Genomic DNA, 22,233 nt, shown 5'->3' on the forward strand with positions numbered 1-22,233 from the left:
CCCGCTATTTTGTGTTTACTCGTCCTGGGATTCAGCGAGCAATGCCATGACCTTCCGCCAGCCTGCTTCGGATTCGGGCCCGGCCTTGGCGAATACCCGCTCGAAGCGTGCCCGCTGATTGCCGCTTAGCTGATTTTCCAGCCTGCTCCCGGTCTTGCTCAGTTGCAGCCTTTTCACGCGCCGGTCGTTGGGGTCGGGGCAAACGTGTATGTGGCCGTCCGCGATGAGTCGTTGTAACGGCCGGTGCAGGTATTGCTTGGAGACCTGCATGATGCCCAGCAACTCGTTGATGCTGCAGCCGGAATTGCGGCCTGTAAAAAAAAGGATGCGGTGGTGGATTCGCGAGTAGCCCAGGCTGGCGAGTCGTGCGTCGGGCTGGGCGGTAAGGGCGCGAAAGCCAAAATGAATTGCCTCCAGGGCGGCGTTGAGTTGTCGTTCGCGCTCGCTGCTATTTGAGTCAACCATGTTGACATACTATCACCGTGCCCCTGAGAATCATAAAGGTCAGTGATGTTGACTTAGTTGGAGGCGATATGTCGGCCCATGGTGTGTGTTGGCTCGGCGGCCAGGTGCTGCCGTTGGCGTCGGCCAAGGTTTCGGTGATGGATCATGGTCTACTTTATGGCGATGGCGTTTTCGAGGGGATACGGTTCTATTCCGCTCGGCCGTTGCTTTTGGCGGCGCACCTTCGTCGGCTGGAGAACTCGGCATCGGCAATCGCGCTGACGCTGCCGTGGTCTGAGCAGGAAATCACAAGCGTCGTTAGCGAGGTGATTGCGGCTTACGGGCAGCCGGACGGCTATATCCGTTTGGTGGTGACACGCGGTGTCGGCGCGCTGGGCATTAACCCCGCAAGCTGCAGCAACCCGGAGCTCATTGTTATCGCCGACGGTCTGCGGATGATCAGTGCCGAGGCTCGCGAGCAGGGCGTTTGCGCCGTTATCGCCTCCACCCGCCGGTTGCCGCTGGATGGCCTGGACCCGCGCGTTAAGAGCCTGAATTACCTGAATCAAATTCTCGCGCGGATCGAGGCTAACCGCGCCGGGGCGGAAGAAGCGCTGATGCTCAATGCTCAAGGCCGGGTGGCGGAAGGAACCGCCGACAATGTGTTTGTGGTGCGAGGCGGTGAGTTGCTCACGCCGCCGGTCACCGATGGCGCGCTGGAGGGAATCACCCGGGGTGTGGTGATGCAACTGGGGCGAGAGGCGGGCTTGGGGGTTCGCGAGGTGAGTCTGGCACCTTATGATCTGTATACCGCCGATGAGTGCTTTCTCACCGGAACCGGCGCTGAGCTGATTCCGGTGCGCGAAATTGACGGTCGTGGCATGAAGATCTGCCCTGGCCCGGTCTACGGGATGTTGTCCCGGGCCTTTGCCGATTTTATCGTTCAGCAAACCGGAGATTTCTGAGCGAGCACGCGTTAGTGTCGGATCTCAGCCGCCGGGTTGAAGAACGGCGAGTTGCGGCTGCCGCGCTGGCCCGGGTCGATGGGAACACGATCAATGCGTCAAAAGCCATCCGGCCCCACGTGGGGCCTATCAGGAGATCGTTAGCATCATGCACGCGGTGGACTATCTTCGCTTGAGTGACATCGACCCAGCGGATCTCCTGCCCTTTTTGAATAGCGAAAAGGTCCGCAAACACTTGATGCAGCACCCGCCGTTTACCGTGGATACCGTAACGGCGTGGGTGAACGCCAAGCTTGAGGTCGACGCCACCGCCGGTTGCCGGGTGAGAGCCATCGTGTGCGATGGGGCGTTGGCCGGGTGGTGCGGCATTCAATTAGAGAACGAAAGCTACGAGTTGGCTATCGTCATCGACGAGCGATTTTGGGGCCTGGGCCACCAAGTGTTTAACGACATGATGCGCTGGGCGAAAGAGCTGGGGCACGCGGAAGTGTTGATCCACTTTCTGCACACCCGGCGGAATTACCGGTTTTTGAACAAAATCGCGAAAGAGGTGTACCAAACCGAGATGTTCGGAACCCGATTCACCACCTACCGATTGCGCGTGGAGTAGGGCCTTAGCGTGCCCTACCCTTCTTGCCGGGCTGGAGAAAGGCGCTCCGGTGCTACGGGGTGGCCATTATCCGCAATGTGTTCGCTACCATGGACAAACAGCCCGTCGCGACAATCGATAACCGGACCAGCTTGCTTACGGCGAATACTTCTTCCCCTCGCTTTTGGTAAAGATCACCGGTGAGCCCGGCGATGATGACGATGGGGGGAAACAGCAGCAAAGAAGCTATCCCGGCCCATGTTTTTCGATACCAGGGGATCTGGTCGTAGGAAAGCTCGGTCGGCGTGGGTTCCGAGCGTGCTGCGATTTGTTCTCTTTTTTCGAAAACGAACGCGATCACAAAAGCGCTTGCAGCCCCGAAGAAGGTCAGTATCCCAATGAGTGATTGGGCCTTATCGGTCATTCGCCCATAGCGCGCGTGCGAGTCCAAACCGATGAAGTAATAAGAAAGACAAAAGGCGACGATTCCTACCAGAACCGCGATGATCAAAGACCGCATTGTCAGCTCCGTTGTGATGCGAAAGCGCCGTATAGTAGCGATATACGATTCTTCTAGATAGGCCCTGCTTAAAAAGAGATCGATCACTCCGTTCGTGGGTTAGGGTTGGTCGCCATAGTGGAGCTGGGCGATCAGCGGCAGGTGGTCGGATGCTTCACGGGCCATGCCACCGCGCTCCGCTCGGACGTCGCTCAACCGGGCAGGCGGGGAGACCCACATTTGATCCAACGAAAACAAAGGGAACCGGGATGGAAAGCTCCGTGGTACGGCACTGGGCACGCCAAAATGGGCCCGTAGCCATCGCAGTGGGCGGCCCCAGAGAAACCACTCGTTGAAATCGCCCATTAACAGGGTGATATCGGCGTGGAAATCCGACTCGCTCATGGCTTGGATCAGGCGGCGGACCTGTTGTCGCCTTTCGTAAGGCTTTAGACCCAAGTGTGTGGCCAAAACTTCGATCACGGTGTCGTTATGCCTGAGCGCGGCGTGAATCGCGCTGCGGGCTTCTCTTTTCTCCACGCTCAAATCGATCAGGCGATAGTCTTGCACCGGCAGGCGGGTGATGAGCGCATTGCCATAGTGGCCTTGTTCCCGGCGCAGGGTGGGGCCAGAGATTACATACCATGCATCGGTGTCTTGATAAGGGGCCAAAACATCCCGGCCGTGGTGATAGGTTTCCACTTCCTGCAGGGCGATGAGATCGGCTTCGAGTCGGTCGATCACACGTCGAACGCGTGTGGGATCAAAACATCGGTCGGTGCCGACACAGCCATGGATGTTGTAGGTGGCCACCCGCAAAGACTGTGTCGGCATGGGGTCAACTTTCGGTTTGTTCGGAGGCGTTGGCGCGATAACGCAAGACCAGACGGTTGAGCCCGAAAACGAGCAGCAGAAAGCAGATGCCGGCAAACACCAGCGAGGCCACCGTTTGCCAGTTGGGGTCTTGCAGGCTGGCTCGCAGCCGGTCGGCAAAGAACGCCAGCGCGGCGATGCCCGGACCCATACCGAAGAGGGTGCCGAGGATATAGTCCCAAAGTCGGATACGATAGGAGCCGCCCACCAGATTGATCACGGCGAAAGGCGCGACCGGCACGATCCGAACGGTGGCGATCGCCAACAGCCCGTTGCGCTCGATCTGCTCGCCGATGGCCTTAAAGCGGTTGTTCAACCGGTCGGCGCCGAGTGTTTTTCCCAACCAGGCGCCGATCGTATAGCCGGCCAGGGCGGCACCCAGCGTACCGGTCATTGCGTAGGCAAATCCCAACCACGGTCCGAACACCAAGATCATGGCGATGTTCAAGGCGGTGACCGGCACCATCAACAAACACGCCACGATGAATATCACCAGCAACAGGACCGGGGCGAGGGGTTGCTGCCGTATGGATTCAATGCCTTGGCGTAAAGCCTCCAGTTCCAGCCACTGGCCCAGTGGCGTAAAACGCCAGGTCAGCGCGAGCAACAGCAGAAATAGCGCCACGCCCAGCGCGGCAAACAGCCGGGGTCGGATTCCATCAGTCGTCATCGAGCAACAGCGCCTTGAGCAGTTCCGCCGGTTCGACGGGTTGTTCCGGATCGGTCAGCTGTTGTTGGGTCAATAAACCCTCCTGGTATTCGGGCAGCTCGGACATCAGTGGGCGCAGCGAGCGATTGTGGGTACGCAAGGCCTCGATGGCCGCCAAGATGCTGCCATGCTCGCCGATGGCCCGGGCGACGGTCGTCGGGTCAGTGTCCAGATGCTCGGCCAACAGGCGGTCGCGAAAGTGCGCGATCCCGCGCTGCTCGACGGCTTGTTCCGGTGTCAGTTCGATGGCCAGATCGCATTCGGTATCCAGCCCCATGGACCGGTTGTTGATATTGGCCGATCCAACCCGCACGAAGCGGTCATCGATGACCAGAGCCTTGGTGTGTACGCGGATGCTGTCTTCGCCGTTCAGGTCCGGAATATGGGGGTAGTAGACCCCCAATCGGTTGTGGCGGTCAGCGTCCTGAAGGTGATTGAGGATGCGCACGCGCATCATGTCCATGGTCTGTTGGGAGAGCCAGCCGTCGGTGCACAGTGGCAAGACGATAATCACTTCCGGCCCGTCCTGGGTTTGCAAGCGCTCAGCCAGCGCCCGGGCGACGGAGTCGGTGGTGAGGTATTGGTTTTCGATGTAAATACTCTTCCGCGCCGCGGGGATGCTATCCAGATAGAGTTGTTCGATTTCCCGAACCTCTGCTTGCTCTCCCAATTTCGGGCGAGTTCGGGCGATGGCGACTTCGACATCGCATAGATCCGGTTCGACGCCTTTCGGCCAAGGCGGTCGGGCGCCATCGGGGATTGCCGGCGGTGGTTCGGGCGGGGTGGTCTCACTGGCGGTGGCGTGTCGCCAGCGCTGCCGGGCCAACTCACCCACGGCGGCAGCCACCGGCCCTTGCACCAACACTTGCACATCGTGATGCGGCCGACCGCCGAGCCCATCCGCCGCGGTCCGGCGCGGGTCGGTTAATTGGTGTGACTGGGTGTCCCAGCGCCCCCGGGCCAAGTCCAAGCCGCCGACATAAGCCAGGTGGTCGTCCACGATCACGTTCTTTTCGTGGTGCGCGCCACCGAACGGGCAGTGGCTATCGAAGCGAAAATACAGCTGCTCGTGAGTCGTCCAACCCAATTTAAGCTCGGTCAGCCATTCCCGGCCTTGGGCCAATAGGGGGGAGTAGTCCCAGTTCAACATGAAAACCCGCAATTGCTCGTGGGCTCTCACCTGCTGATCCAGTAAATTCCGCAGCGTGGGGACCTCGGGTTCCGATTGTTCCGGGCGCAAGCGAAGCCCGCTGAAAAGATCCCAGGTGAGGATAAAAACGCACTCACGGGCGGCGAGGAGGCTGTCGTAGAGCGCGGAAAAGTAGTTTCGGCCGTCGATTAAAAAGGCGACCTTCTCGGCGCGTTCGATTCGCCAGCAATTCCGGCCCGGTTTGAGAATGGGTGTCGACGACATGCTGGGTGTGTCCCCGTGGATTCCGGGTGAGAGGTTATGTTCCAAGATTCCAAATTGCAGCGGTGATGTAAAGCGTTCATCGCAACGGCCAAAGGGTTTGGCACCTCGCTGCATTAAATCGCGAGCGTGGGCTTGCGGATTCGTTTCAGGCCATGGTGGAAACTGTTAGCTAAAATTTCATATTGTCCCTGCGCAGCCGACAAGGTCAGTGGTCGGCGTTTGTCGGCGTGAATCCGGGATATTCTGCAGCCTATCGGGTGGATGCAGGTCATTTCATTGCGGTGTTCGGGAGCAAAAAAATGAAGCAGCACTTATACGTAACCGTGGCGCTCAGCGCCACACTCGGCCTAGGACCACTCACGGCCAACTCGGCGGATGAATCGCTCAGTGCCACGGCCTCCCGGTCCGAGACGGCCACTTTTCCAGCCGGATTCGACTGGCCCGCGAATCCAGAGCGGCTCCAGACCGACATCAGCCAAAAAAATACGCCCGCCCTGCGTGCCCATTCCTGGTGGTTGTGGGCCGGCATCAACAGCTTAGATGACGCTGGCCAGCCGATTTGGTGGGAATGGCCAACCGCCACCCAAACTTATCCTTATCAACCGCATCCCGGCGAGATCAAAAAGCCGGGAAATGCCCATGCCGATCAAACCCAACACGGCCTGCGCGGCAAGAATGCGCTCAATACGCCGATTGATCTCGACGGCCCGATCTACCCTCCGCCAACCATCGTCGATGGCCAATGCCGTTCCACCGCGCTCCCAACCCCGGCGCTGCCGGATGGTCCGCGGTTCCAGTCCAATGGCGACATCATGATTGCCGGGGTGATATACAACGGGAGCGCGTTCGACTGGATACAACAACGCCAACTGTACAACAGCGATGTGCTGACGAAGCGCTGGAACGGCGGGGCAGGCGATAAGGATATCGCGCCTTTTCCGGCAGATTCGATTGTGCTGAAGAATATGTATTGGCCGGTGAAGGGCGATGATTTCACGGCGTTGCCGGTATGGCGCGACAACTTCCCGCCGGGGTATGGGCAATACGCGGGCTACGAAACCTGGGATTCGGTGGTGATCGTCGATCCGCGGGCCAAGGGCCCCCGATCCGGGCAGAGCGGCGTAACACGCTACCTCTACCATGTCCTCGATTCGCAAGGAAAACCCATCGAGCCCAAACTGGCGTCGGGGCCGATTTTTCCCGTCGATGCGTTCTATCATCAAAAGGTCGATGCGGGTTTTCTAACGGCCATGGATCCGCGCGACCGGGCGATTTTGGATGCCTCGGCCTGTTGGTTGTACAACCGTCCGTTCAAGGCCGGAGATTATCTGGTGGCGGTGGCCATGCACATCATCACCAAGGAGATCCCGCAGTGGACTCTGCAAAGCCTTTGGTGGTCGGATCAACCGAATGTTGGCCCGTTCGCGGCCGATCGGCCGGATATCCCCAAAGCGCAAGCGCCGGGCCCGTGGCGGCACTATTTGCTGACCGTGGAGTACGGCATCGAATCCGCTCCCGGGATGTTGCCGGTTTCGTTCAACCCCTACATCGAACTCGCGGCCAGTCATCCCGTGTCCACCAATTGCCGCAACTGCCATATCCGTGCGGCCTGGCCCCGCAGCGGCGCCGTCCAGCCGGCCCCCCAGGCGGTCAGCTCTTATGAAGCGGCCGGTGGTCCCGGTCCTTTGGTGGATATCCAGTTCGACGACCCCGTTTTCGATGAGCTGATGCGGTTGGATTTTCAATGGGCGGTGTCCGACCGCGCGGGCAAACCGCCACGGCCATAACGGGCCGGGTCCCGCTTGCGGGGTTAGCGAGGGGCGGTTTGTCCTGCACCGCTGAGCAGCCGGTGCAGGCCGTCGCCTTCAATGAGTTCGATACCCGCCTGCTCGGCGTACTTTTTGGCGTCCGTGGTGAAATGCCCGGTGGTCAGCGCGATGGCGCCGGCGGCGCCTTCGGCCTTGACCAGTGCGGACAACGACTGCAAGGGCTCCAGCCCCACGAACTGAGCGCGCCAGTACTTGCATTGCATGAGGTATCGCCGCCCTTCGCGCGCCAGGACCAGGTTGATGTCCGCTTCCGGGTTGGGCGGCTGTTCAATCACCCGGTAGCCTTGCCGACGCATACTTTCGGCCACCAGTTTTTGAAAATTCTGCCATTCCAGTTCCCGGAGCCCTTCGAGGCTCCAACCGTTTTGGCGTCGTATCCGCCAGACCACGAAGGCGAATAGGGCCGCCACCGCAAGCAAGGCGATGATGGCGGTTAAGTTGTCGGCGAGGGTGCTCGGCATGTTCGGGTCGGAACGCGATGGTGGCAGGAAAGGGATGCTCCATTGTAGCAGTGCCGGTTCTCGGCAGGCTACGAAGCGATGCGATCTGTGGCCTTAGGTGGCGAGCGCGGTGCCGGAGGTGGTCGGTGGCGTGTGCGTCCGGTCGGGCGCCGCCTGCGGAGGGGCGTGGACGTGTGCCACGTGAATGTACCCCCGCGGTTGGAACGGACCGAGTTCCTCCGCCGGAACATAGTGACGTAAAGACGGCCCCACCAGATCTTCGACCACGATGTATCCCATATGATTGAAGTCGCACGCCAATTCTTCGGCATCGAAGGCGGTGCCGAGCGGTTCGCCGATGGAGCGGAGCAGTCGCATCAGCCATTGGCTGCTGCGAATGGCCGTGCGGTTGTGGTGGTAACGGGCGTCCAGATAATCGAACACCACATCGACGCCGCCTTCGCACAAATCGGCCAGCTCTTCGAACACGTCGGCCACGATATCGATGGGCAAGTAATAGGTGACGCCGAGCCAGTTCACAAAGGTGGGCAGGCTGGGGTCGAAGCCGTTTTTGAGCAATTCCTCGCCAATGGATTGGCGTTGAAAATCGATGGGAATGAAGGTGACATTCTCCGGTACGCAAAGGCTCCGCTTCGCCAGTCGGCGCCGCTTGGCGTTCTGGGTGGCCGGGTGATCCAACTCGAAGACTTTGAGCTCGGCCACCAAATCGGGGCGTCTGACCACGAACGAGTCCCAGCCGGCACCAAGAATCACATACTGGCGCACGCCTTCGTTCATCGCCTGGACCAGTTGGTCTTCGGTGTAGCGCGCGCGCACCAAAACCGACATCAGCGCCTGTAAGATCGGCCGGCGACCCACCGCCCGGGCGAAGTGCCGGTGAAAACGGGGCCGGTGTGTCAGGCGGCGCAAGGGGTATGGCAAAAACTGTTCCGCATACGGATCGTCGAACACTTGGGTGTCCGGCGAATTGGTGGCGGCGGCGCGTAGAAACGTCACGCCGATGGCAGTTAAGCTGCTGATTCCCTTCAGCATACTCGGCATCCTCCAGCGGTTCTTTCGGACCGTGGGCATCAATCCGGTCCGTCACTGAGAAATATAGCCGAGCCATTCCATCCTTGCCGTTTGACTCTGGCGTACCCGGCGGTAGCGGATAGCGGGCCGTATCGGTAGCATTTCCCCACCGGATCGCCCCTGATGACGGGCCGAGTGGCCGGGATTGATTCGCGGACGGGGATGGTGAGCCGATGCCGAAACATTCTTTTATGGCCCGCGCCCAGCGCTACCTGCTAACCGGAGTGGTCACCGTGGTGCCGCTGTGGATCACTTGGTGGGTCTTGCAACTGATTCTCTCGTGGCTGTCGTCGTTTAGTCTGCCGTGGATTCGCGCCTTGTCCAAACAGGTCAATGGCTCGTCGGCCGTGCCGGCGCTGGATTGGCTGGGTCACCCTTGGGTTCAGACCGGCGCGGCTGCCGGTCTGACTATCATCGCTTTGTACTTTCTCGGTTGGGTGGCCACGTTCGTGGTGGGACGCCGGTTGATCGCTCTGGTCGATGCCTTGTTTCACCGAATTCCGTTGGTGCAGACCGTCTACGGCGGGACCAAGAAGCTGCTCGCTGCCTTGGAACAACAGCACGGGGAGTTGCAACGGGTGGTCCTGATCGAGTTTCCCACGCCCCGGATGAAGGCGGTGGGCTTTGTGACCCGGGTGCTCAAAGACCAGGCCACCGGCGCCGAGTTGGCGGCGGTTTATGTGCCGACCACACCGAATCCCACCTCCGGCTACGTGGAGATTGTGCCCGTGGGGCACTTGGTGTCATTGGATTGGAGCATCGATGAAGCCATGAGCTTTATCATCTCCGGCGGGTCCATCGCACCCGACTATGTGCGGTACTCATTGCCCGAAGAGGACAAACCAGCCTAGCGTTTCACGTCGATTCGCCGAGAATCGTCACCGTAATCCGCCGCCGGTGTCCGTGGTGACGGTGTTCCCACAGGAAAACCCCTTGCCAGGTGCCCAGGGCGCAGCGGCCGTCGGTGACCGGTAAGGTGAGATCCGGGTGCGTGAAGATGCTGCGGATATGGGCGGGCATGTCGTCCGGGCCTTCCAGGGAATGGGCGTAGCGCGGATCGCCATCGGGGGCGAAACGCGCCGCAAAGGCTTCCAGATCGTCGCGAACCGAGGGGTCGGCGTTCTCGCAAATAATCAGCGAGGCGCTGGTATGATGTTGAAACACATGGCACAAGCCGCTGCGGATGCCTGACTGGCAGACGATGGCTTGAATCTTGTCGGTGATTTCGTGGGTTCCCCGCCCCGGGGTCGTGATGGTCAGTTGCTCTTGCTTCACCATATCGCTCGTTCCCATTTGCGCGTTGCCATGCCGTACCCTGCCGTTCAATTGTATCTTGGGATCGGCCGGTTTCCTCAGCGCGGGGTCATTCAGCATTCTGCCGTTGGGAGAACGATCTCCCGCGCGAGCTCGGTGATAAACCATTGGACAAGCTGGACTGTGTCGTTGTTGGCGCCGGTGTGGTGGGTTTAGCGGTAGCCCGCAGCCTCGCCCTGCGCGGACGGGAGGTGGTTGTCCTGGAGGCCGAGCCGGCTGTGGGCAGTCAGATCAGCGCCCGAAACAGCGAGGTGATCCACGCCGGTCTTTACTACGCCACTGACAGTCTCAAGGCGCGGCTGTCTCTGGCCGGTCGTACCGCGCTCTATGCGTATTGCCAAAGCCGGTCCATACCCCACCGGCGCGTGGGTAAGTGGGTTGTGGCCACGGGCGAAGCACAACAGGCCGATTTGCGGGCCTTGCAGGCCAAGGCCGTGGCCAATGGCGTGACCGGGCTTCAGTACCTCGATGGCGGGCAAGTCCGCTCGCAATGCCCCGAGTTGGCTTGCGTGGCGGCGCTCTATTCGCCCGATACGGGCATTGTCGACAGCCACGCCTTGATGCAGGCCCTGCAAGCCGAAGCCGAATCTCACGGCGCGGTGGTGGTGCTGCGCAGTCCTGTTGCCGGCGGGCGTGTGGGCAATGGCGAGTGCGTTGTTCAGTTGGCGGATGGCACCGCGTTCGGCTGCCGGAGCTTGATCAACAGTGCCGGACTGTCGGCCACGCAGCTCGCCCGCGCGCTGGCGGGGTTGCCGGCGCGGTGGGTGCCGCCTTTGTATTACGCCAAAGGCCGTTATTTCGCCTTCTCGGGGCGGTGTCCCTTTTCGCAGCTGGTGTATCCGTTGCCGCAATCCGGTGGTTTGGGCGTTCACTTGACGCTGAATCTGGCCGGGCAAGCGCGCTTCGGGCCGGATGTCCAGTGGGTGGACGCGCCAGATTACGGTGTGGATGCGGGCTGTCAAACAGCGTTCGAACAGGCCATTCGGGCCTATTGGCCGGGACTGCCATCCGATGCTTTACGGCCCGATTTCGCCGGGATTCGCCCCAAACTCGCCGGTCCCGGTGAGCCGGCGGCCGATTTTCGTATTGATGGTCCCGCCCAACATGGCGTGCCGGGATTGGTGAATCTGTTCGGTATCGAATCGCCCGGCTTGACCGCCAGCTTGGCCATTGGCGAGTACGTGGCCGATTTGCTGGCCTGAATCAGGTCGCCGCGTTTAAGGCTTTGGCGTGGTGGTTGATATGGTCTTCGATAAAGCTGGCGATGAAGTAGTAGCTGTGATCGTACCCCGGATGCTCCCGCAAGGTGAGTTCCACCCCCGCCGCTTTGCACGCGGTCGCGAAGCGCTGGGGATGAAGCTGTTCGGATAGAAACTCATCGTCCAGGCCCTGGTCGATGAGAATCGGCAAGGTGCTGCCGTTTTCCCGCACCAGGTGGGTGGCGTCATATTCCTGCCAGCTTTGCTCGTCCGGCCCCAGATAGCCGGTAAAAGCATCGCGGCCCCAGGGGCAGCGAGTGGGATTGCATATCGGCGAGAAGGCCGAAACGGAGCGGTATCGCCCCGGATTGCGCAAGTGCGCCACCAATGCCCCGTGGCCACCCATGGAGTGCCCGAAGATGCCGCTGCGTTCGGTGTCGGCGGGAAAGTGGGCGGCGATCAGCTCGGGCAGTTCGCTGATCACGTAGTCGTACATGCGGTAGTTTTCCGACCACGGCGACTGGCGGGCGTTGAGGTAAAAGCCCGCGCCGCTGCCGAAGTCGTAGCGGTCGTCCTCACCGGGTAGTCCCAGCCCGCGCGGGCTGGTGTCCGGCGCAACCAGAATCAGGCCGTGTCGAGCGGCCGCGCGTTGGGCCCCGGCTTTGACCATGAAGTTCTGTTCCGTGCAGGTCAAACCGGAGAGGAAATACAACACCGGGCAGCGTTGCTGCGCCGCCTGGGGCGGCAGATAGACGGCGAAGCGCATCGGGCAGCCACACTGGCTGGAATCGTGGGAATAAAATCGGGTCCAACCGTCGAAGTGACGGTGCTGTTCGATGAGCTCTGGTGCGGACATTCTCAACCCCATGCGCAGTCGATCCGAGGGTTACGATTCATCAGGGTCATCCTAGTCGCTTTCACTTGAAGAAAAACATCGCCGCCTGGGCCGGGCGTGCTCGATTCCGGCGGGCGCCCTTGACGCCTGTTGGCTTCGGCCGCGATTCGCCTTCGTTGCTGTGTTAGAAATGGACCACCGTGCGGATGCTTTTCCCGGCGTGCATCAGATCGAATGCCTCGTTGATACGATCCAATGGCAGGGTGTGGGTGACGAAACGATCGACTTCCAGTTTGCCGTCCAGATACATCGCGACGTAGTCCGGCAGTTGGCTGCGCCCCTTGACGCCGCCGAAGGCGCTGCCTTTCCAGACCCGTCCGGTGACCAGTTGAAACGGCCGCGTGCAGATTTCCTCGCCGGCAGCGGCCACACCGATGATGGTCGATACCCCCCAGCCTTTGTGACAGCACTCCAGGGCGATGCGCATCAGCTGGACCTGACCGACACACTCGAAAGAATAATCCACCCCGCCATCGGTGAGCTCGATGATCACCTCTTGCAGCGGCGCGGCGTGCTCGGTGGGGTTAATGCAGTCGGTGGCGCCCAGTTGGCGGGCGAACTCGAATTTATCTGCGTTGATGTCCACGACCACAATGCGTGCAGCGCCGGCCATTCGGGCCCCCTGCACCACGCTCAAGCCCACGGCGCCCAGACCGAAGACCGCCACGGTGGAACCGGCTTCCACCCGCGCGGTGTTGAGCACCGCACCCACACCGGTGGTGATGCCGCAGCCCAGCAGGCAGACTTTCTCAAGCGGCGCGGCCTCCGGGACCTTGGCCAGCGCGATTTCCGGCAGCACGGTGTACTCGGAAAAGGTGGAGGTGCCCATGTAGTGATGAACCATCCGGCCATCGATGCTGAAGCGGCTGGTGCCGTCGGGCATCAATCCCTGGCCTTGCGTGGCACGAATGGCCTGACACAGGTTGGTTTTGCCCGAACGGCAGAACCGGCAGGTGCCGCACTCCGGTGTGTAGAGGGGAATCACGTGGTCGCCCGGTTTGACACTGCTCACGCCCGCGCCGACCTCCATGACGATGGCGCCGCCCTCATGACCCAATATCGCCGGAAACAGCCCTTCCGGGTCCGCGCCGGAGAGGGTGTACGCGTCGGTATGGCATACGCCGGTGGCGACATTGCGGACGAGCACCTCGCCTTCCTGGGGGGCTTGCACGTCGACTTCGACGATCTCCAGGGGTTGTGCAGCCTTCCAGGCGATCGCGGCGCGAGATTTCATTCCGATGGGTCCTTGTGTTCTTGGGTGTTGGTGGACCGGGACGGTTCCCGGCGTTGCCTAAAAGTAGGCTGGATCGACGCTGTGAACAAGCCTTGCCCCAAACACCGGGAAAATCCCGCGATGGGATTGTGGGCGCTAGCCTGCTTCCGAAAGGAGCGTGGTGTGATAGCGCAACACTTCAACGGTCTCGGACCAATACTCGCCCGGCAAACCGGCTTTGCGCTTCAGTTCACGCAGGAACTGGTGAGGCTCGGGCAGAGTGGACCACACCACCGGGAGGAAGGTGGCGCTGCGTCCGCTTTCGCGCAGAATGAGGCCATCCCGCCCGGGGCGCAGTTGATTCAGTAAATCCTGTTCGGACTCGAAAACCATGGCCTGGGGGATGCTCAGTAGGGAAATTTCGATCTGGGTGTCGGCCAGTTCCCCGCGTTCAAGCGCCGCAAAACGGGGGTCGCGAAATGCCGCGGCGCAGGCGTTGGCCGCCACGTCCACCGCCAGCGGGCAGTGGGCCGCCAAAGAACCAATGCAGCCGGTCAAGCGGCGGTCCATGTGGAGGCTGACAAAGCTGGCCGCAGGCTGCCGTAACGGCTCCGGGAGCGGGTTGAGGGGAACGGTTGGCGCCTGCCCGTGGTTGTCCAACCCGAATTCAATGGCCCGGCGGGCAAGCTGAAAAAGTGTGTCGGCATGGGGGTGCATGGACTGATCTCTCCTCACGCGAGCTGCCAGGCGCCGTAGCCCACCACCCGGTCACGGCCACCGGCCGTGTCGCCGGAGTTGCGAAGATCCGCCGTGGAGACGGACAGTTTGCGTCCGCGCGCGGCGAGCAGCAGTCCGGCAACGGGCCGTTGGCCGCAGGCCTGATGTTCGGCGATGGTTTCGGGCGCGAGGTTTTCAATGGCTTGGCAGGTGAGCCGATCCAGCTTCTTGGCGGTGCGATAGTCGTGGTAGTGAGACAGATCGGAGCTGATCACCACCAGCGTATCGGGCCGTTGCCAAAGCGCCTCGATCACGCCCTGGACGTGCTCCGGTGAAGCCTGTCCCACCAGCAAGGGGACAATGGCGAACGTATCGAACAGTACTTGCAGAAACGGCAGTTCCACCTCCAAACAATGTTCACGCTCATGTGCGAGGTCGGAATAGACAACGCCGCAGCGCCGTCTCAGGGCCGCAATCGTCGTCTGGTCGACCGGGAGGGGACCCAGCGGGGTGGAAAACGCCGTGGCACGGGGGGCGGCAATTCCCCGAACCGGGTAGTGATGGGCCGGACCGATCAGCGCGATCCGGCGTGGTGGCGTGCTCAGGTTTTTAAGCGGTGCGAAGGCTGATGCCGCGATCGGGCCGGAATAGAGATAGCCGGCGTGGGGCGCGATGATCGCGGCGGGTTCCGTGTCACCCGCATCGGCCTCGCCGAGCAACCGGGCGATCGTCGCGCGCAGTTCCACGGGGTTTGACGGATAAAACACACCGGACACGGCCGCTGGGCGTATGGTTTCCATGCAAGGTCTCCAAGCTTGATTTACCGGTTATGGGGTCGTTGTTGAGCGGTTTCAAGTGCTTGAAATAACGAAAATAACCCCCATTGATGAGTGAATTCGGCTTTTTGGTACGTACAACGATGACCGACATTCACCATACCGTTCCGGGGCGCTACTGGCATCGGCTGGAGGACGGGCGCTTGCAGTGCGACCTGTGTCCACGTTTCTGCAAGCTCCGGGATGGCCAGCGCGGGCTGTGTTTCGTTCGCGCCCGGGAAGGCGAGCAGATGGTGCTCACCACCTACGGACGTTCCAGTGGATTTTGTATCGACCCCATTGAGAAAAAACCGCTCAATCATTTCTATCCCGGCAGCCCCGTGCTGTCGTTTGGCACCGCCGGCTGCAATTTGGCCTGCAAGTTCTGTCAAAACTGGGATATCAGCAAATCGCGACAGATGCATACGCTGGCCGATCAGGCCATGCCCGAGCAGATCGCTCGAGCGGCCAAGGCTCATGGCTGTCAGAGTGTGGCTTACACCTACAACGATCCGGTGATATTTCTGGAGTACGCGGAGGACGTGGCGCAGGCCTGCCGGGCCCTCGGTGTGCACAATGTCGCCGTCACGGCCGGGTATATTTGCGACGCCCCCCGGGAGGCTTTTTTCAAGCACATGGACGCGGCCAATGTGGATTTGAAAGGCTTCGATGAGGACTTTTACTACCGCACGACCGGCGCGCATCTGCAGCCGGTGCTGGAGACCCTGCAGTATCTCAAGCACGAGACCCACGTGTGGCTGGAGATCACCACGTTGATTATCCCGGGCGCCAACGATTCGTCTGCGCAATTACACGCGATGAGCGAGTGGGTGGCGGCCCATCTCGGGCTGGACGTGCCGTGGCACTTCACGGCGTTTCATCCCGACTACCGGATGCCGGATCACCCCCCGACCCCGGCGGCGACCTTGCGTCAGGCCCGGGAGATCGCCCGTTCCAAGGGGATCCGTTACGTCTATACCGGTAATGTCCATGACCACGACGGCGGCTCGACGCATTGTCACGCGTGCGCAGAGCGCTTGATCGGTCGGGATTGGTACGTCCTGGATACGTGGAATTTGACGGCGGATGGCTGTTGTCGCCGGTGCGGCACGCGCTGTGCGGGGCATTTCGCTGAGCGCCCGGGTGACTGGGGCGCCGGGCGCTTGCCCTTGCGGATGGCCGAATTCGCTTGATGCGAGTTCACCCCCTACACCGGATTTACCAGGGCAGGGGGTTGTGGGCTCGGGCGACCGCGATGATATAGGCCACCGTGATCAGCGCACCGGCGAACGCCGCCAATCGGACGGTCAAGGTCTTACCGCGTTTCAAGGCAATGGTTCCCAGCACGATATAAACGACCAAACCCAAGACCTTCGCCGTCAGCCAGTGGTTGACGAACGGATACTGACCGATCTGAAACAGCAAGCCGATGGCACTAACGAGTAGGATGGTGTCAACGACGTGGGGGACGATCTTCACGCAGCGTTGCTCCAGCCGCACCGGCTTTCGCACCATCCAATAGCCCCGGAGAATGAATAAGCCTACGCTAAGGGCGACCGTGGTTAGGTGGATATGGCGGAGCAAGATGTACATCCGTTCCTCTCTTTGTTGTTTGCGTTGCCGGTGAGGGGTCGGGATGGATCGCCTGACCGGAATCATCGCCCGCCAGTTTACGGTAGTTGATGCGGTTCGTCTGTGTCACGCCAATCGAAATCCGCCGTGATACGTTAACCGTGCGGGGCGGTTGAGCCGTCAGGGCGCTCGCTGTGACACGTTGAAGTCCACACGCGGCCTGGGTTAGGGAGCAGGATCGAATGGTTGCGAATGCGTTGTGGCATGAACCCTTGCGGCGGGCTGCAGAGTTGATTCGTCAGTCCCGGCGGGTGATCGCGCTGGTGGGAGCGGGGATGTCGGTGGACAGCGGAATTCCCACCTTCCGCGGGCCCGGTGGCTTGTGGCAGCGAGTGGGCGAGCCCAGCGATGACGATTTTCGGGATTTTCTCGAGGACCCCGAGGCTTGGTTACAGCGCCGGATGACCCCCGGCGGCGCCGAATCGGAAATGCTCCAGGGACTGCTAAACGCTCAACCCAACGCGGGCCATCGCGCCCTGGCCAAGCTGGAAGCCGAAGGCATCGTTCAATTTTTGGTGACACAGAATGTGGACGATCTTCATGCTCGGGCGGGGAGCCGCCAGCTCGCCGAAATTCACGGCAATATCGCGAAAACGCGCTGCCTTGACTGCGGAAGTCGCCAGCCGTTCGACATCGCATCGGGCCAAGCGTGGCCGCTGGGGACTTGCCCTTCCTGTGGCGGCACGATGAAAACCGATGCGGTGCTGTTCGGTGAGCCGATTCCGGCCGATGTCATGACACGCTGTGAACAGGAAGTTGCCCGCAGCGATTGCATGTTGTTGCTTGGCACGTCCGCGGGCGTGTTTCCCGCTGCGGGATTACCGCTGGCGCTGCGAAAAAAAGGCGGCCGGTTAATCGAAATCAACCCGTATGTGACGGACATTAGCTCGGATTGCGAGGTGGTGATCCGCGCCAGTACCACCGATGCACTGCCGGCGCTGGTGAGCATGCTGGTGGGAGAATGAGTGCAATCGTCGGGTTTCCCGGCGTGCTTTACCCAGTAGGTGACTAAACGTGTCCTGGTTGTGGCTGGCGCTCGCCAGCGCGTTCGCATTGGCCACCGCCGACGCCTTGACCAAAGGACGGTTGGCGCATCGGCCGGCGGCCGAGCTGATGTTCGCGCGCTTTTTGTTTCAGGCGCTGTGGCTGGCACCGGTGTTGTGGCTGATGCCGCCGGATTGGCCTGCACCCCCTTTCTGGGGGTGGCTCGGCGCCATGGTTCCCCTCGAGCTGCTGGCCATGTACAGCTACATGCGCGCTATCCAAAGCAGTCCGTTGGCGTTGACGCTGCCTTATCTGGCTTTCACACCGGTGTTTATTACCGTCACGGGCTGGGTGTTGCTGGGCGAGCGCTTATCGTCCACCGGCGTGGTGGGCACGTTTTCGGTTGCTGTGGGGGCTTATCTTCTCAACATTCGGCATTTGCGACGAAATGGTCGCTTGGCGTGGCTGGCGCCATTGGCGGCGATTTTTCGGGAGTTGGGCTCGAAATGGATGCTGTTGGCCGCAATCGTGTTCGCTTTTACGTCCGTGATGGGCAAGGGCGCGTTGCAGTACATGGCGCCGATATCCTTCGCGGCCTTGTATTACGTGATTCTGGGCGGCGTGGTGGCGTTGGGGTTCGTGCTGACCCAACCCCGTGTGTTCGTCGACGTGGGTCGAAATGTTGGGGCGCACAGTTGGGTGGGCGTTTTCATGGTGGCGATGATCGTGTGCCACTTTCTGGCCATCCAACATGTGGAAGTGGCCTATATGATCACCGCCAAACGCACCAGCTTGTTGTTCGGCATGATCTACGGCGCGGTGTTGTTCGGCGAGCCGGACATTCGACGGAACCTGCTGGCCGCGGCCTTCATGCTGCTGGGGGTGTTTCTGGTGGCCCTTTAGGTTTTGGCGCGGGCGGTCAGAACCGCCAGCGCAGCTGCACAGAACCGGTTCGTTCTTCCCAGTCGTCCCGCTCGAGCACGGTCTGATAACTCAGCCGAAGGCCGATGTGGCGGCCCAACTGCCAGTCCAGAGCCGTTGCGACGACGAATGCGTCGGGATCATCGAACACTGTCTCCACGACCACCACCTGCGCGGTGGGCAGGGTGACCGATGCTTCGTCTTCCTGGTTGAGGAATTCCCGTTGGTAGCCGACTTCCACCACGGGACGAAGCTGCGTGCGGCCGAGATTCAGGTCCGCGGCGAGCTGAATGCCGGCCATGGCGAGCAGCGAGCTGGCCTCGGCTTCTTGCACCTGCAAATTCAACGGTCCGCCGTCGCGTTCTTCGTAGGCGTCGATCTCGGTCCGGGCGAATGCCACGTCTACGACCGGTCCGAAGCGCAGCGGGCCCAACCCGAAGTTGTAGCCGGCGCGGCCTTCGGCCGAGAAGGTCATGCCGTCGGTTTCCCCGTGGGCGATGGGGTAGACCGACAAGCCGGTGTGGCGCTCAATCACGCCGAAGTCCTCAATCGCAAAGCCCAGCCGGGCGCCGGCATAGGCATGCTCACCGGTCATGGTTACGAAGCCGTTAACGGCGATTTCATCGAGTTCGATCCGGCCCAGTCCATCGCTTAACGTCGCTTCGGACTGGCCGTAGCCCAGCGCGATGCCGAGGCTCGCCGTGTCGGTCACGGGAAAGCGAGTCCCGATGCCCGCCGCCCAGGCGTCGTGCTCGAAGCCGACCGTTGCGCTGTTCGGGTCCCGCTCACCCTGGATGCCGCTGCCGTAGAAAAACAGCGATCGCCGGCCGTGCCGTTGCTCGGGTTCCGGCGCCGGTACCGGCGCGCCGGCACTGGCCAGTTGGTATGGTTGGGTCAAAGCAACTTGTTCGCCCCCCGTTGCTGGCCGCGCCGAGCCGTTGGCCAGTTCACTGTTCAGCAGTGCGCCATGGGCGCGTGTCATCAACAAGGCCGATTGGGCCGCAATGGCGGGAAACGACGGGCCCGCATCCACGGCGTGAATCGTACCGGTAACCATCTCGGCGATGGTTTGCTGCGTCTGGGGGAGTGACCCCAGATCATCTTCGAACAAGCTGCCGATCACCGGCAGACGCGAGGCCAGATTCAAATTTTCCGACTGAGGTGTGATGCCATAGCGCTCCGGGTTCGCGGCAATGTCTGCGCCCAAGCCTTCCAGGTCCACCAGGTAGACTTTTAGGCCCGCCTCCCGGCTCAGTTCGTCGAGTTGTTCGGCCAGCGCCATGTTGTCGGCATTGCGGCTTTCGGTCTCTTCACCCGATACCGCGGTGTTGAAAATCACAAACCGGTTGCCACCGGCTTCCGACAGGTCGCGAATTCGTTGTTCCAGTTCGCCCGAGTTCACCGAGTTGCCAAGATTGAAAGCACCGCCGGTCAGCCGACCGAGTTGCTCAATGAGCTGGGACTGAGGCGGGTTGAGAATAATCAGATCGGTCTCGGAAAAACCGAGTTCGCTCGATGGCTCGTCCGCTCCCAACGCCGAGTCCATCAGATTTCCCAATAACCGCTGGCCAAGACCGCGAGTGTCCGGTTCGGGTTGATCGAACGTGGGAGAGATAAAGCTCACTTGATCAGCGGGGATATCGAGCGACTCACCCAGCTGGGTGAGCCAGTCCCTGGTTTCCACCTCCGGTCCCGTGATGCCGCTCACCCGCGATGAGAGCCGAACCAAGGGGCCCGAACCGGAGATGGTGTCTGCGCCGGGGGTGGAGGGGGAGCCAATTACGTAGATCGAAGGGCGCTCTTCAGCCGCCCAACTTCCGGGTAGTACTGCCAGACTCAAACAAAGTGCCACGGCAGTTCGGATTTGCTCCGCCATCTTGATACCTCTCAGCGCGCGTCAACAATCGCGAGCGGTTTTGCAAAATTCCTAGATCAATCGGCGAGTTGGGCAAATCATTGAGTGTTCTGTTTGGGCAGCGAGCCTAAATTCTGTGTCTCACTGAAAGTTCTAGCAGACTTGTGGCGCTTGTGGGCGCAAGGTGGAGAACCGATCGCCAAAAGATTTACGGCGGGCGCTATCAGCGAGGAGACAATTAACCGAACGGCGGTTCTGCTGGCGGACACCACAAACTGTAGCCGTTGGATTGATTCGGTTCCCAATCCGAGTGATGTTCTAATGCCGGCAAAAAACGTACAAAAATGGGCCTTGCGGATCGTTCGAAACGCCGGTAAACCGTTTCTGACGGAAAACGTCGAGGTCAGTCATGCATGCAGGGTATTTTCGGCAGCGAAATATAAGCCAGGTCTTATCCAATCACTCAGATACTAAGGCGTGAGATGAATAGATTTAGAATTTTCCTCCTGGTATTGGCGCTATTGACTACCGGCTGTTCCGGCACGCAGGTAATGATCGTGCCTGCGATCGAGATCAAAGGGTATATCGGCTCTGATCACTATGATTCGATCGAACTTCTCGAGAATGAGATTTGGCTGAAAAAAGGTGGGACACTTGTGGCCACTAGAGATGGCTTTGAAAGTTCTATTGACGATCTTAAAGACGGTTTTGCTGTTGCCTCAGAAAATGGTGCGAAAGAACTCACGTTGTCCGACAGCAAGTACGGGTTTGTAGTCAGGCTTCCTGACTACAGCACGATATATATCGCAGATAAAAACAATATGACTCATTGGGCATTGATCAGTATTCAATCGGAGTTGCTCGATGAATACTTGTCGTCTTTGGAGTAATGACTCTACCTGTACAGTGACAGTATTCACTTGGCATATGCCCCTCCAAGTTTCGTAATGCCCCGGCACGTGGTGGCCGACGATTCCGGCTGATTTTCCGGGTGGCGAAGCTCGCCGCTTTAACCGAACTGGCCGGACACGAACGGATTGGTGCGTCGTTCGTGGCCGAAGGTGGATTCGGGGCCGTGTCCGGGCACGAACACCACGTCGTCCCCCAAGGGGAACAGCTTGTCCTTGATTGATCGGACCAGCTGCTGGTGATCTCCGCCGGGAAAATCCGTTCGCCCGACCGAACCGTTAAAGAGCACATCGCCCACTTGGGCGAACCGGCTTTGCGGCTCGAAGAACACCACATGACCCGGCGTGTGCCCTGGGCAGTGGAGTACTTGTAGGGTCAGGCCTCCGAGGGTGACTTCATCGCCATCCTCCAGCCACCGATTGGGGGAAAACGTGCGGCCGGGGAAGCCGAACATTTGGCTCTGCTGCGGGATCATGGTGATCCAAAATTGATCCGCGCGATGAGGACCTTCCACCGGCACCTGCAGCCGTTCGACCAACTCGGCAACGCCACCGACATGATCCATATGCCCGTGGGTGGCGAGAATTTTCTCCACCGTGAGTTGCTCGCGTTCAATCACCGCCATCACGCGATTGAGATCGCCGCCCGGATCGATGATCGCGGCCTGGCGCGTTTGTTCGCACCACACGACGGTGCAATTCTGCGCGAAAGGGGTAACGGGAACGACTTCGTATTTCATGTGGTGTTGGTCGCGGCGAGCCTTAAGACAACAGATGTGGTCGGGGACAAGGTTAAAGCCGATCGATAAAGAAAGAAAGCGATTCAAAATAACTAACTGGGTCGGTCGCACCGGGTTAGACGGTGGGCAGGCTTGGCTGCTTCGTGGGACAATGGCGATTCGCGACAGGCCACCTTCAGCGTTCAC

24 protein-coding genes are annotated in these 22,233 nt (G+C 60.5%); 9 read left to right on the forward strand and 15 right to left on the reverse strand.

Annotated elements, in window-relative coordinates:
- Positions 1-15 precede the first annotated feature (15 nt).
- Positions 16-465 (reverse strand): MarR family winged helix-turn-helix transcriptional regulator, encoded by a 450-nt coding sequence (locus tag SVU69_07010; GenBank protein ID MDY6942749.1) that lies wholly within the window; start codon positions 463-465, stop codon positions 16-18.
- A gap of 68 nt (positions 466-533) precedes the next feature.
- Here SVU69_07010 and ilvE point away from each other — a divergent pair, with 68 nt between their 5' ends.
- On the forward strand, positions 534-1,409 hold the full coding sequence (gene ilvE / locus SVU69_07015; protein ID MDY6942750.1) for a branched-chain-amino-acid transaminase: 876 nt from the start codon (positions 534-536) through the stop codon (positions 1,407-1,409).
- Between the two features lie 148 nt (positions 1,410-1,557).
- The gene (locus tag SVU69_07020) at positions 1,558-2,019 is read left to right on the forward strand and encodes an N-acetyltransferase (GenBank protein ID MDY6942751.1); all 462 of its coding nucleotides are present in this window, start codon (positions 1,558-1,560) and stop codon (positions 2,017-2,019) included.
- A gap of 52 nt (positions 2,020-2,071) precedes the next feature.
- Here the strand turns inward: SVU69_07020 and SVU69_07025 are convergent, their stop codons facing one another.
- The 4 genes from SVU69_07025 to SVU69_07040 form a co-directional block, all read right to left on the reverse strand.
- On the reverse strand, positions 2,072-2,518 hold the full coding sequence (locus SVU69_07025; GenBank protein ID MDY6942752.1) for a hypothetical protein: 447 nt from the start codon (positions 2,516-2,518) through the stop codon (positions 2,072-2,074).
- Positions 2,519-2,617: 99 nt separating this feature from the next.
- Positions 2,618-3,331, reverse strand: a complete 714-nt coding sequence (locus SVU69_07030) for an endonuclease/exonuclease/phosphatase family protein (protein ID MDY6942753.1) — start codon at positions 3,329-3,331, stop codon at positions 2,618-2,620.
- Positions 3,332-3,335: 4 nt separating this feature from the next.
- Positions 3,336-4,040 carry a VTT domain-containing protein gene (locus SVU69_07035; protein MDY6942754.1) on the reverse strand — a complete coding sequence of 235 codons (705 nt, stop codon included), beginning with the start codon at positions 4,038-4,040 and terminating at the stop codon, positions 3,336-3,338.
- Positions 4,030-5,493 (reverse strand): phospholipase D-like domain-containing protein, encoded by a 1,464-nt coding sequence (locus tag SVU69_07040; GenBank protein ID MDY6942755.1) that lies wholly within the window; start codon positions 5,491-5,493, stop codon positions 4,030-4,032. Before SVU69_07040 ends, SVU69_07035 begins: the two co-directional genes overlap by 11 nt.
- 299 nt (positions 5,494-5,792) lie before the next feature.
- Here SVU69_07040 and SVU69_07045 point away from each other — a divergent pair, with 299 nt between their 5' ends.
- Complete coding sequence (locus tag SVU69_07045; protein MDY6942756.1) at positions 5,793-7,280, forward strand: hypothetical protein; 1,488 nt, start codon at positions 5,793-5,795, stop codon at positions 7,278-7,280.
- Positions 7,281-7,303: 23 nt separating this feature from the next.
- Here SVU69_07045 and SVU69_07050 read toward each other — a convergent pair whose 3' ends face one another.
- Both SVU69_07050 and SVU69_07055 read right to left on the reverse strand, forming a co-directional pair.
- On the reverse strand, positions 7,304-7,783 hold the full coding sequence (locus SVU69_07050; protein MDY6942757.1) for a restriction endonuclease: 480 nt from the start codon (positions 7,781-7,783) through the stop codon (positions 7,304-7,306).
- Between the two features lie 93 nt (positions 7,784-7,876).
- The gene (locus tag SVU69_07055; protein MDY6942758.1) at positions 7,877-8,815 is read right to left on the reverse strand and encodes a class I SAM-dependent methyltransferase; all 939 of its coding nucleotides are present in this window, start codon (positions 8,813-8,815) and stop codon (positions 7,877-7,879) included.
- A 212-nt stretch (positions 8,816-9,027) separates the two neighbouring features.
- Here SVU69_07055 and SVU69_07060 point away from each other — a divergent pair, with 212 nt between their 5' ends.
- Positions 9,028-9,705, forward strand: coding sequence for a DUF502 domain-containing protein (locus SVU69_07060; protein MDY6942759.1), 678 nt, complete (start codon positions 9,028-9,030; stop codon positions 9,703-9,705).
- 4 nt (positions 9,706-9,709) lie between these two features.
- On the opposite strand, the gene SVU69_07065 is transcribed toward SVU69_07060, so the two are convergent.
- The gene (locus SVU69_07065; GenBank protein MDY6942760.1) at positions 9,710-10,132 is read right to left on the reverse strand and encodes a secondary thiamine-phosphate synthase enzyme YjbQ; all 423 of its coding nucleotides are present in this window, start codon (positions 10,130-10,132) and stop codon (positions 9,710-9,712) included.
- A 143-nt stretch (positions 10,133-10,275) separates the two neighbouring features.
- Here SVU69_07065 and SVU69_07070 point away from each other — a divergent pair, with 143 nt between their 5' ends.
- Positions 10,276-11,370: an NAD(P)/FAD-dependent oxidoreductase gene (locus tag SVU69_07070; GenBank protein MDY6942761.1), complete on the forward strand. Its 1,095-nt coding sequence runs from the start codon at positions 10,276-10,278 to the stop codon at positions 11,368-11,370.
- Between the two features lies 1 nt (position 11,371).
- On the opposite strand, the gene fghA is transcribed toward SVU69_07070, so the two are convergent.
- From fghA to amrB, 4 genes are all read right to left on the reverse strand, one after another.
- On the reverse strand, positions 11,372-12,223 hold the full coding sequence (gene fghA / locus SVU69_07075) for an S-formylglutathione hydrolase (protein ID MDY6942762.1): 852 nt from the start codon (positions 12,221-12,223) through the stop codon (positions 11,372-11,374).
- 163 nt (positions 12,224-12,386) lie between these two features.
- The gene (locus SVU69_07080) at positions 12,387-13,496 is read right to left on the reverse strand and encodes an S-(hydroxymethyl)glutathione dehydrogenase/class III alcohol dehydrogenase (GenBank protein MDY6942763.1); all 1,110 of its coding nucleotides are present in this window, start codon (positions 13,494-13,496) and stop codon (positions 12,387-12,389) included.
- 135 nt (positions 13,497-13,631) lie between these two features.
- Entirely contained in the window at positions 13,632-14,192 is a 561-nt protein-coding gene (gene amrA, locus SVU69_07085; GenBank protein MDY6942764.1) for an AmmeMemoRadiSam system protein A, read from the reverse strand.
- Between the two features lie 14 nt (positions 14,193-14,206).
- Positions 14,207-14,992, reverse strand: coding sequence for an AmmeMemoRadiSam system protein B (amrB, locus tag SVU69_07090; protein MDY6942765.1), 786 nt, complete (start codon positions 14,990-14,992; stop codon positions 14,207-14,209).
- A 119-nt stretch (positions 14,993-15,111) separates the two neighbouring features.
- On the opposite strand from amrB, the gene amrS reads away from it, so the two are divergent.
- Positions 15,112-16,200: an AmmeMemoRadiSam system radical SAM enzyme gene (gene amrS, locus SVU69_07095; protein MDY6942766.1), complete on the forward strand. Its 1,089-nt coding sequence runs from the start codon at positions 15,112-15,114 to the stop codon at positions 16,198-16,200.
- A gap of 25 nt (positions 16,201-16,225) precedes the next feature.
- Here amrS and SVU69_07100 read toward each other — a convergent pair whose 3' ends face one another.
- Positions 16,226-16,600 carry a SirB2 family protein gene (locus SVU69_07100; protein MDY6942767.1) on the reverse strand — a complete coding sequence of 125 codons (375 nt, stop codon included), beginning with the start codon at positions 16,598-16,600 and terminating at the stop codon, positions 16,226-16,228.
- 221 nt (positions 16,601-16,821) lie between these two features.
- On the opposite strand from SVU69_07100, the gene SVU69_07105 reads away from it, so the two are divergent.
- Complete coding sequence (locus SVU69_07105) at positions 16,822-17,604, forward strand: Sir2 family NAD-dependent protein deacetylase (protein ID MDY6942768.1); 783 nt, start codon at positions 16,822-16,824, stop codon at positions 17,602-17,604.
- Between the two features lie 49 nt (positions 17,605-17,653).
- Positions 17,654-18,526: a DMT family transporter gene (locus SVU69_07110; protein MDY6942769.1), complete on the forward strand. Its 873-nt coding sequence runs from the start codon at positions 17,654-17,656 to the stop codon at positions 18,524-18,526.
- 16 nt (positions 18,527-18,542) lie between these two features.
- Here the strand turns inward: SVU69_07110 and SVU69_07115 are convergent, their stop codons facing one another.
- Positions 18,543-20,420, reverse strand: coding sequence for an autotransporter domain-containing protein (locus tag SVU69_07115; protein ID MDY6942770.1), 1,878 nt, complete (start codon positions 20,418-20,420; stop codon positions 18,543-18,545).
- A gap of 461 nt (positions 20,421-20,881) precedes the next feature.
- Here SVU69_07115 and SVU69_07120 point away from each other — a divergent pair, with 461 nt between their 5' ends.
- On the forward strand, positions 20,882-21,289 hold the full coding sequence (locus SVU69_07120; protein MDY6942771.1) for a hypothetical protein: 408 nt from the start codon (positions 20,882-20,884) through the stop codon (positions 21,287-21,289).
- Positions 21,290-21,408: 119 nt separating this feature from the next.
- Here SVU69_07120 and SVU69_07125 read toward each other — a convergent pair whose 3' ends face one another.
- Entirely contained in the window at positions 21,409-22,047 is a 639-nt protein-coding gene (locus SVU69_07125; GenBank protein MDY6942772.1) for an MBL fold metallo-hydrolase, read from the reverse strand.
- Positions 22,048-22,233: the final 186 nt, after the last annotated feature.

Source organism: Pseudomonadota bacterium (assembly GCA_034189865.1).
GTDB lineage: Bacteria > Pseudomonadota > Gammaproteobacteria > UBA5335 > UBA5335 > JAXHTV01.

What these genes read in the sequence shown, in the direction of transcription:
- SVU69_07010 (MDY6942749.1), bottom strand. Translation starts at nt 465, where the DNA reads ATGGTTGACTCAAATAGCAGCGAGCGCGAACGACAACTCAACGCCGCC.
- SVU69_07045 (MDY6942756.1), top strand. Translation starts at nt 5,793, where the DNA reads ATGAAGCAGCACTTATACGTAACCGTGGCGCTCAGCGCCACACTCGGC.
- SVU69_07030 (MDY6942753.1), bottom strand. Translation starts at nt 3,331, where the DNA reads ATGCCGACACAGTCTTTGCGGGTGGCCACCTACAACATCCATGGCTGT.
- ilvE (MDY6942750.1), top strand. Translation starts at nt 534, where the DNA reads ATGTCGGCCCATGGTGTGTGTTGGCTCGGCGGCCAGGTGCTGCCGTTG.
- SVU69_07055 (MDY6942758.1), bottom strand. Translation starts at nt 8,815, where the DNA reads ATGCTGAAGGGAATCAGCAGCTTAACTGCCATCGGCGTGACGTTTCTA.
- fghA (MDY6942762.1), bottom strand. Translation starts at nt 12,223, where the DNA reads ATGTCCGCACCAGAGCTCATCGAACAGCACCGTCACTTCGACGGTTGG.
- SVU69_07120 (MDY6942771.1), top strand. Translation starts at nt 20,882, where the DNA reads ATGAATAGATTTAGAATTTTCCTCCTGGTATTGGCGCTATTGACTACC.
- SVU69_07125 (MDY6942772.1), bottom strand. Translation starts at nt 22,047, where the DNA reads ATGAAATACGAAGTCGTTCCCGTTACCCCTTTCGCGCAGAATTGCACC.
- SVU69_07080 (MDY6942763.1), bottom strand. Translation starts at nt 13,496, where the DNA reads ATGAAATCTCGCGCCGCGATCGCCTGGAAGGCTGCACAACCCCTGGAG.
- SVU69_07020 (MDY6942751.1), top strand. Translation starts at nt 1,558, where the DNA reads ATGCACGCGGTGGACTATCTTCGCTTGAGTGACATCGACCCAGCGGAT.
- SVU69_07065 (MDY6942760.1), bottom strand. Translation starts at nt 10,132, where the DNA reads ATGGTGAAGCAAGAGCAACTGACCATCACGACCCCGGGGCGGGGAACC.
- SVU69_07100 (MDY6942767.1), bottom strand. Translation starts at nt 16,600, where the DNA reads ATGTACATCTTGCTCCGCCATATCCACCTAACCACGGTCGCCCTTAGC.
- SVU69_07025 (MDY6942752.1), bottom strand. Translation starts at nt 2,518, where the DNA reads ATGCGGTCTTTGATCATCGCGGTTCTGGTAGGAATCGTCGCCTTTTGT.
- SVU69_07050 (MDY6942757.1), bottom strand. Translation starts at nt 7,783, where the DNA reads ATGCCGAGCACCCTCGCCGACAACTTAACCGCCATCATCGCCTTGCTT.
- SVU69_07105 (MDY6942768.1), top strand. Translation starts at nt 16,822, where the DNA reads ATGGTTGCGAATGCGTTGTGGCATGAACCCTTGCGGCGGGCTGCAGAG.
- SVU69_07040 (MDY6942755.1), bottom strand. Translation starts at nt 5,493, where the DNA reads ATGTCGTCGACACCCATTCTCAAACCGGGCCGGAATTGCTGGCGAATC.
- SVU69_07060 (MDY6942759.1), top strand. Translation starts at nt 9,028, where the DNA reads ATGCCGAAACATTCTTTTATGGCCCGCGCCCAGCGCTACCTGCTAACC.
- SVU69_07115 (MDY6942770.1), bottom strand. Translation starts at nt 20,420, where the DNA reads ATGGCGGAGCAAATCCGAACTGCCGTGGCACTTTGTTTGAGTCTGGCA.
- amrA (MDY6942764.1), bottom strand. Translation starts at nt 14,192, where the DNA reads ATGCACCCCCATGCCGACACACTTTTTCAGCTTGCCCGCCGGGCCATT.
- amrS (MDY6942766.1), top strand. Translation starts at nt 15,112, where the DNA reads ATGACCGACATTCACCATACCGTTCCGGGGCGCTACTGGCATCGGCTG.
- amrB (MDY6942765.1), bottom strand. Translation starts at nt 14,992, where the DNA reads ATGGAAACCATACGCCCAGCGGCCGTGTCCGGTGTGTTTTATCCGTCA.
- SVU69_07035 (MDY6942754.1), bottom strand. Translation starts at nt 4,040, where the DNA reads ATGACGACTGATGGAATCCGACCCCGGCTGTTTGCCGCGCTGGGCGTG.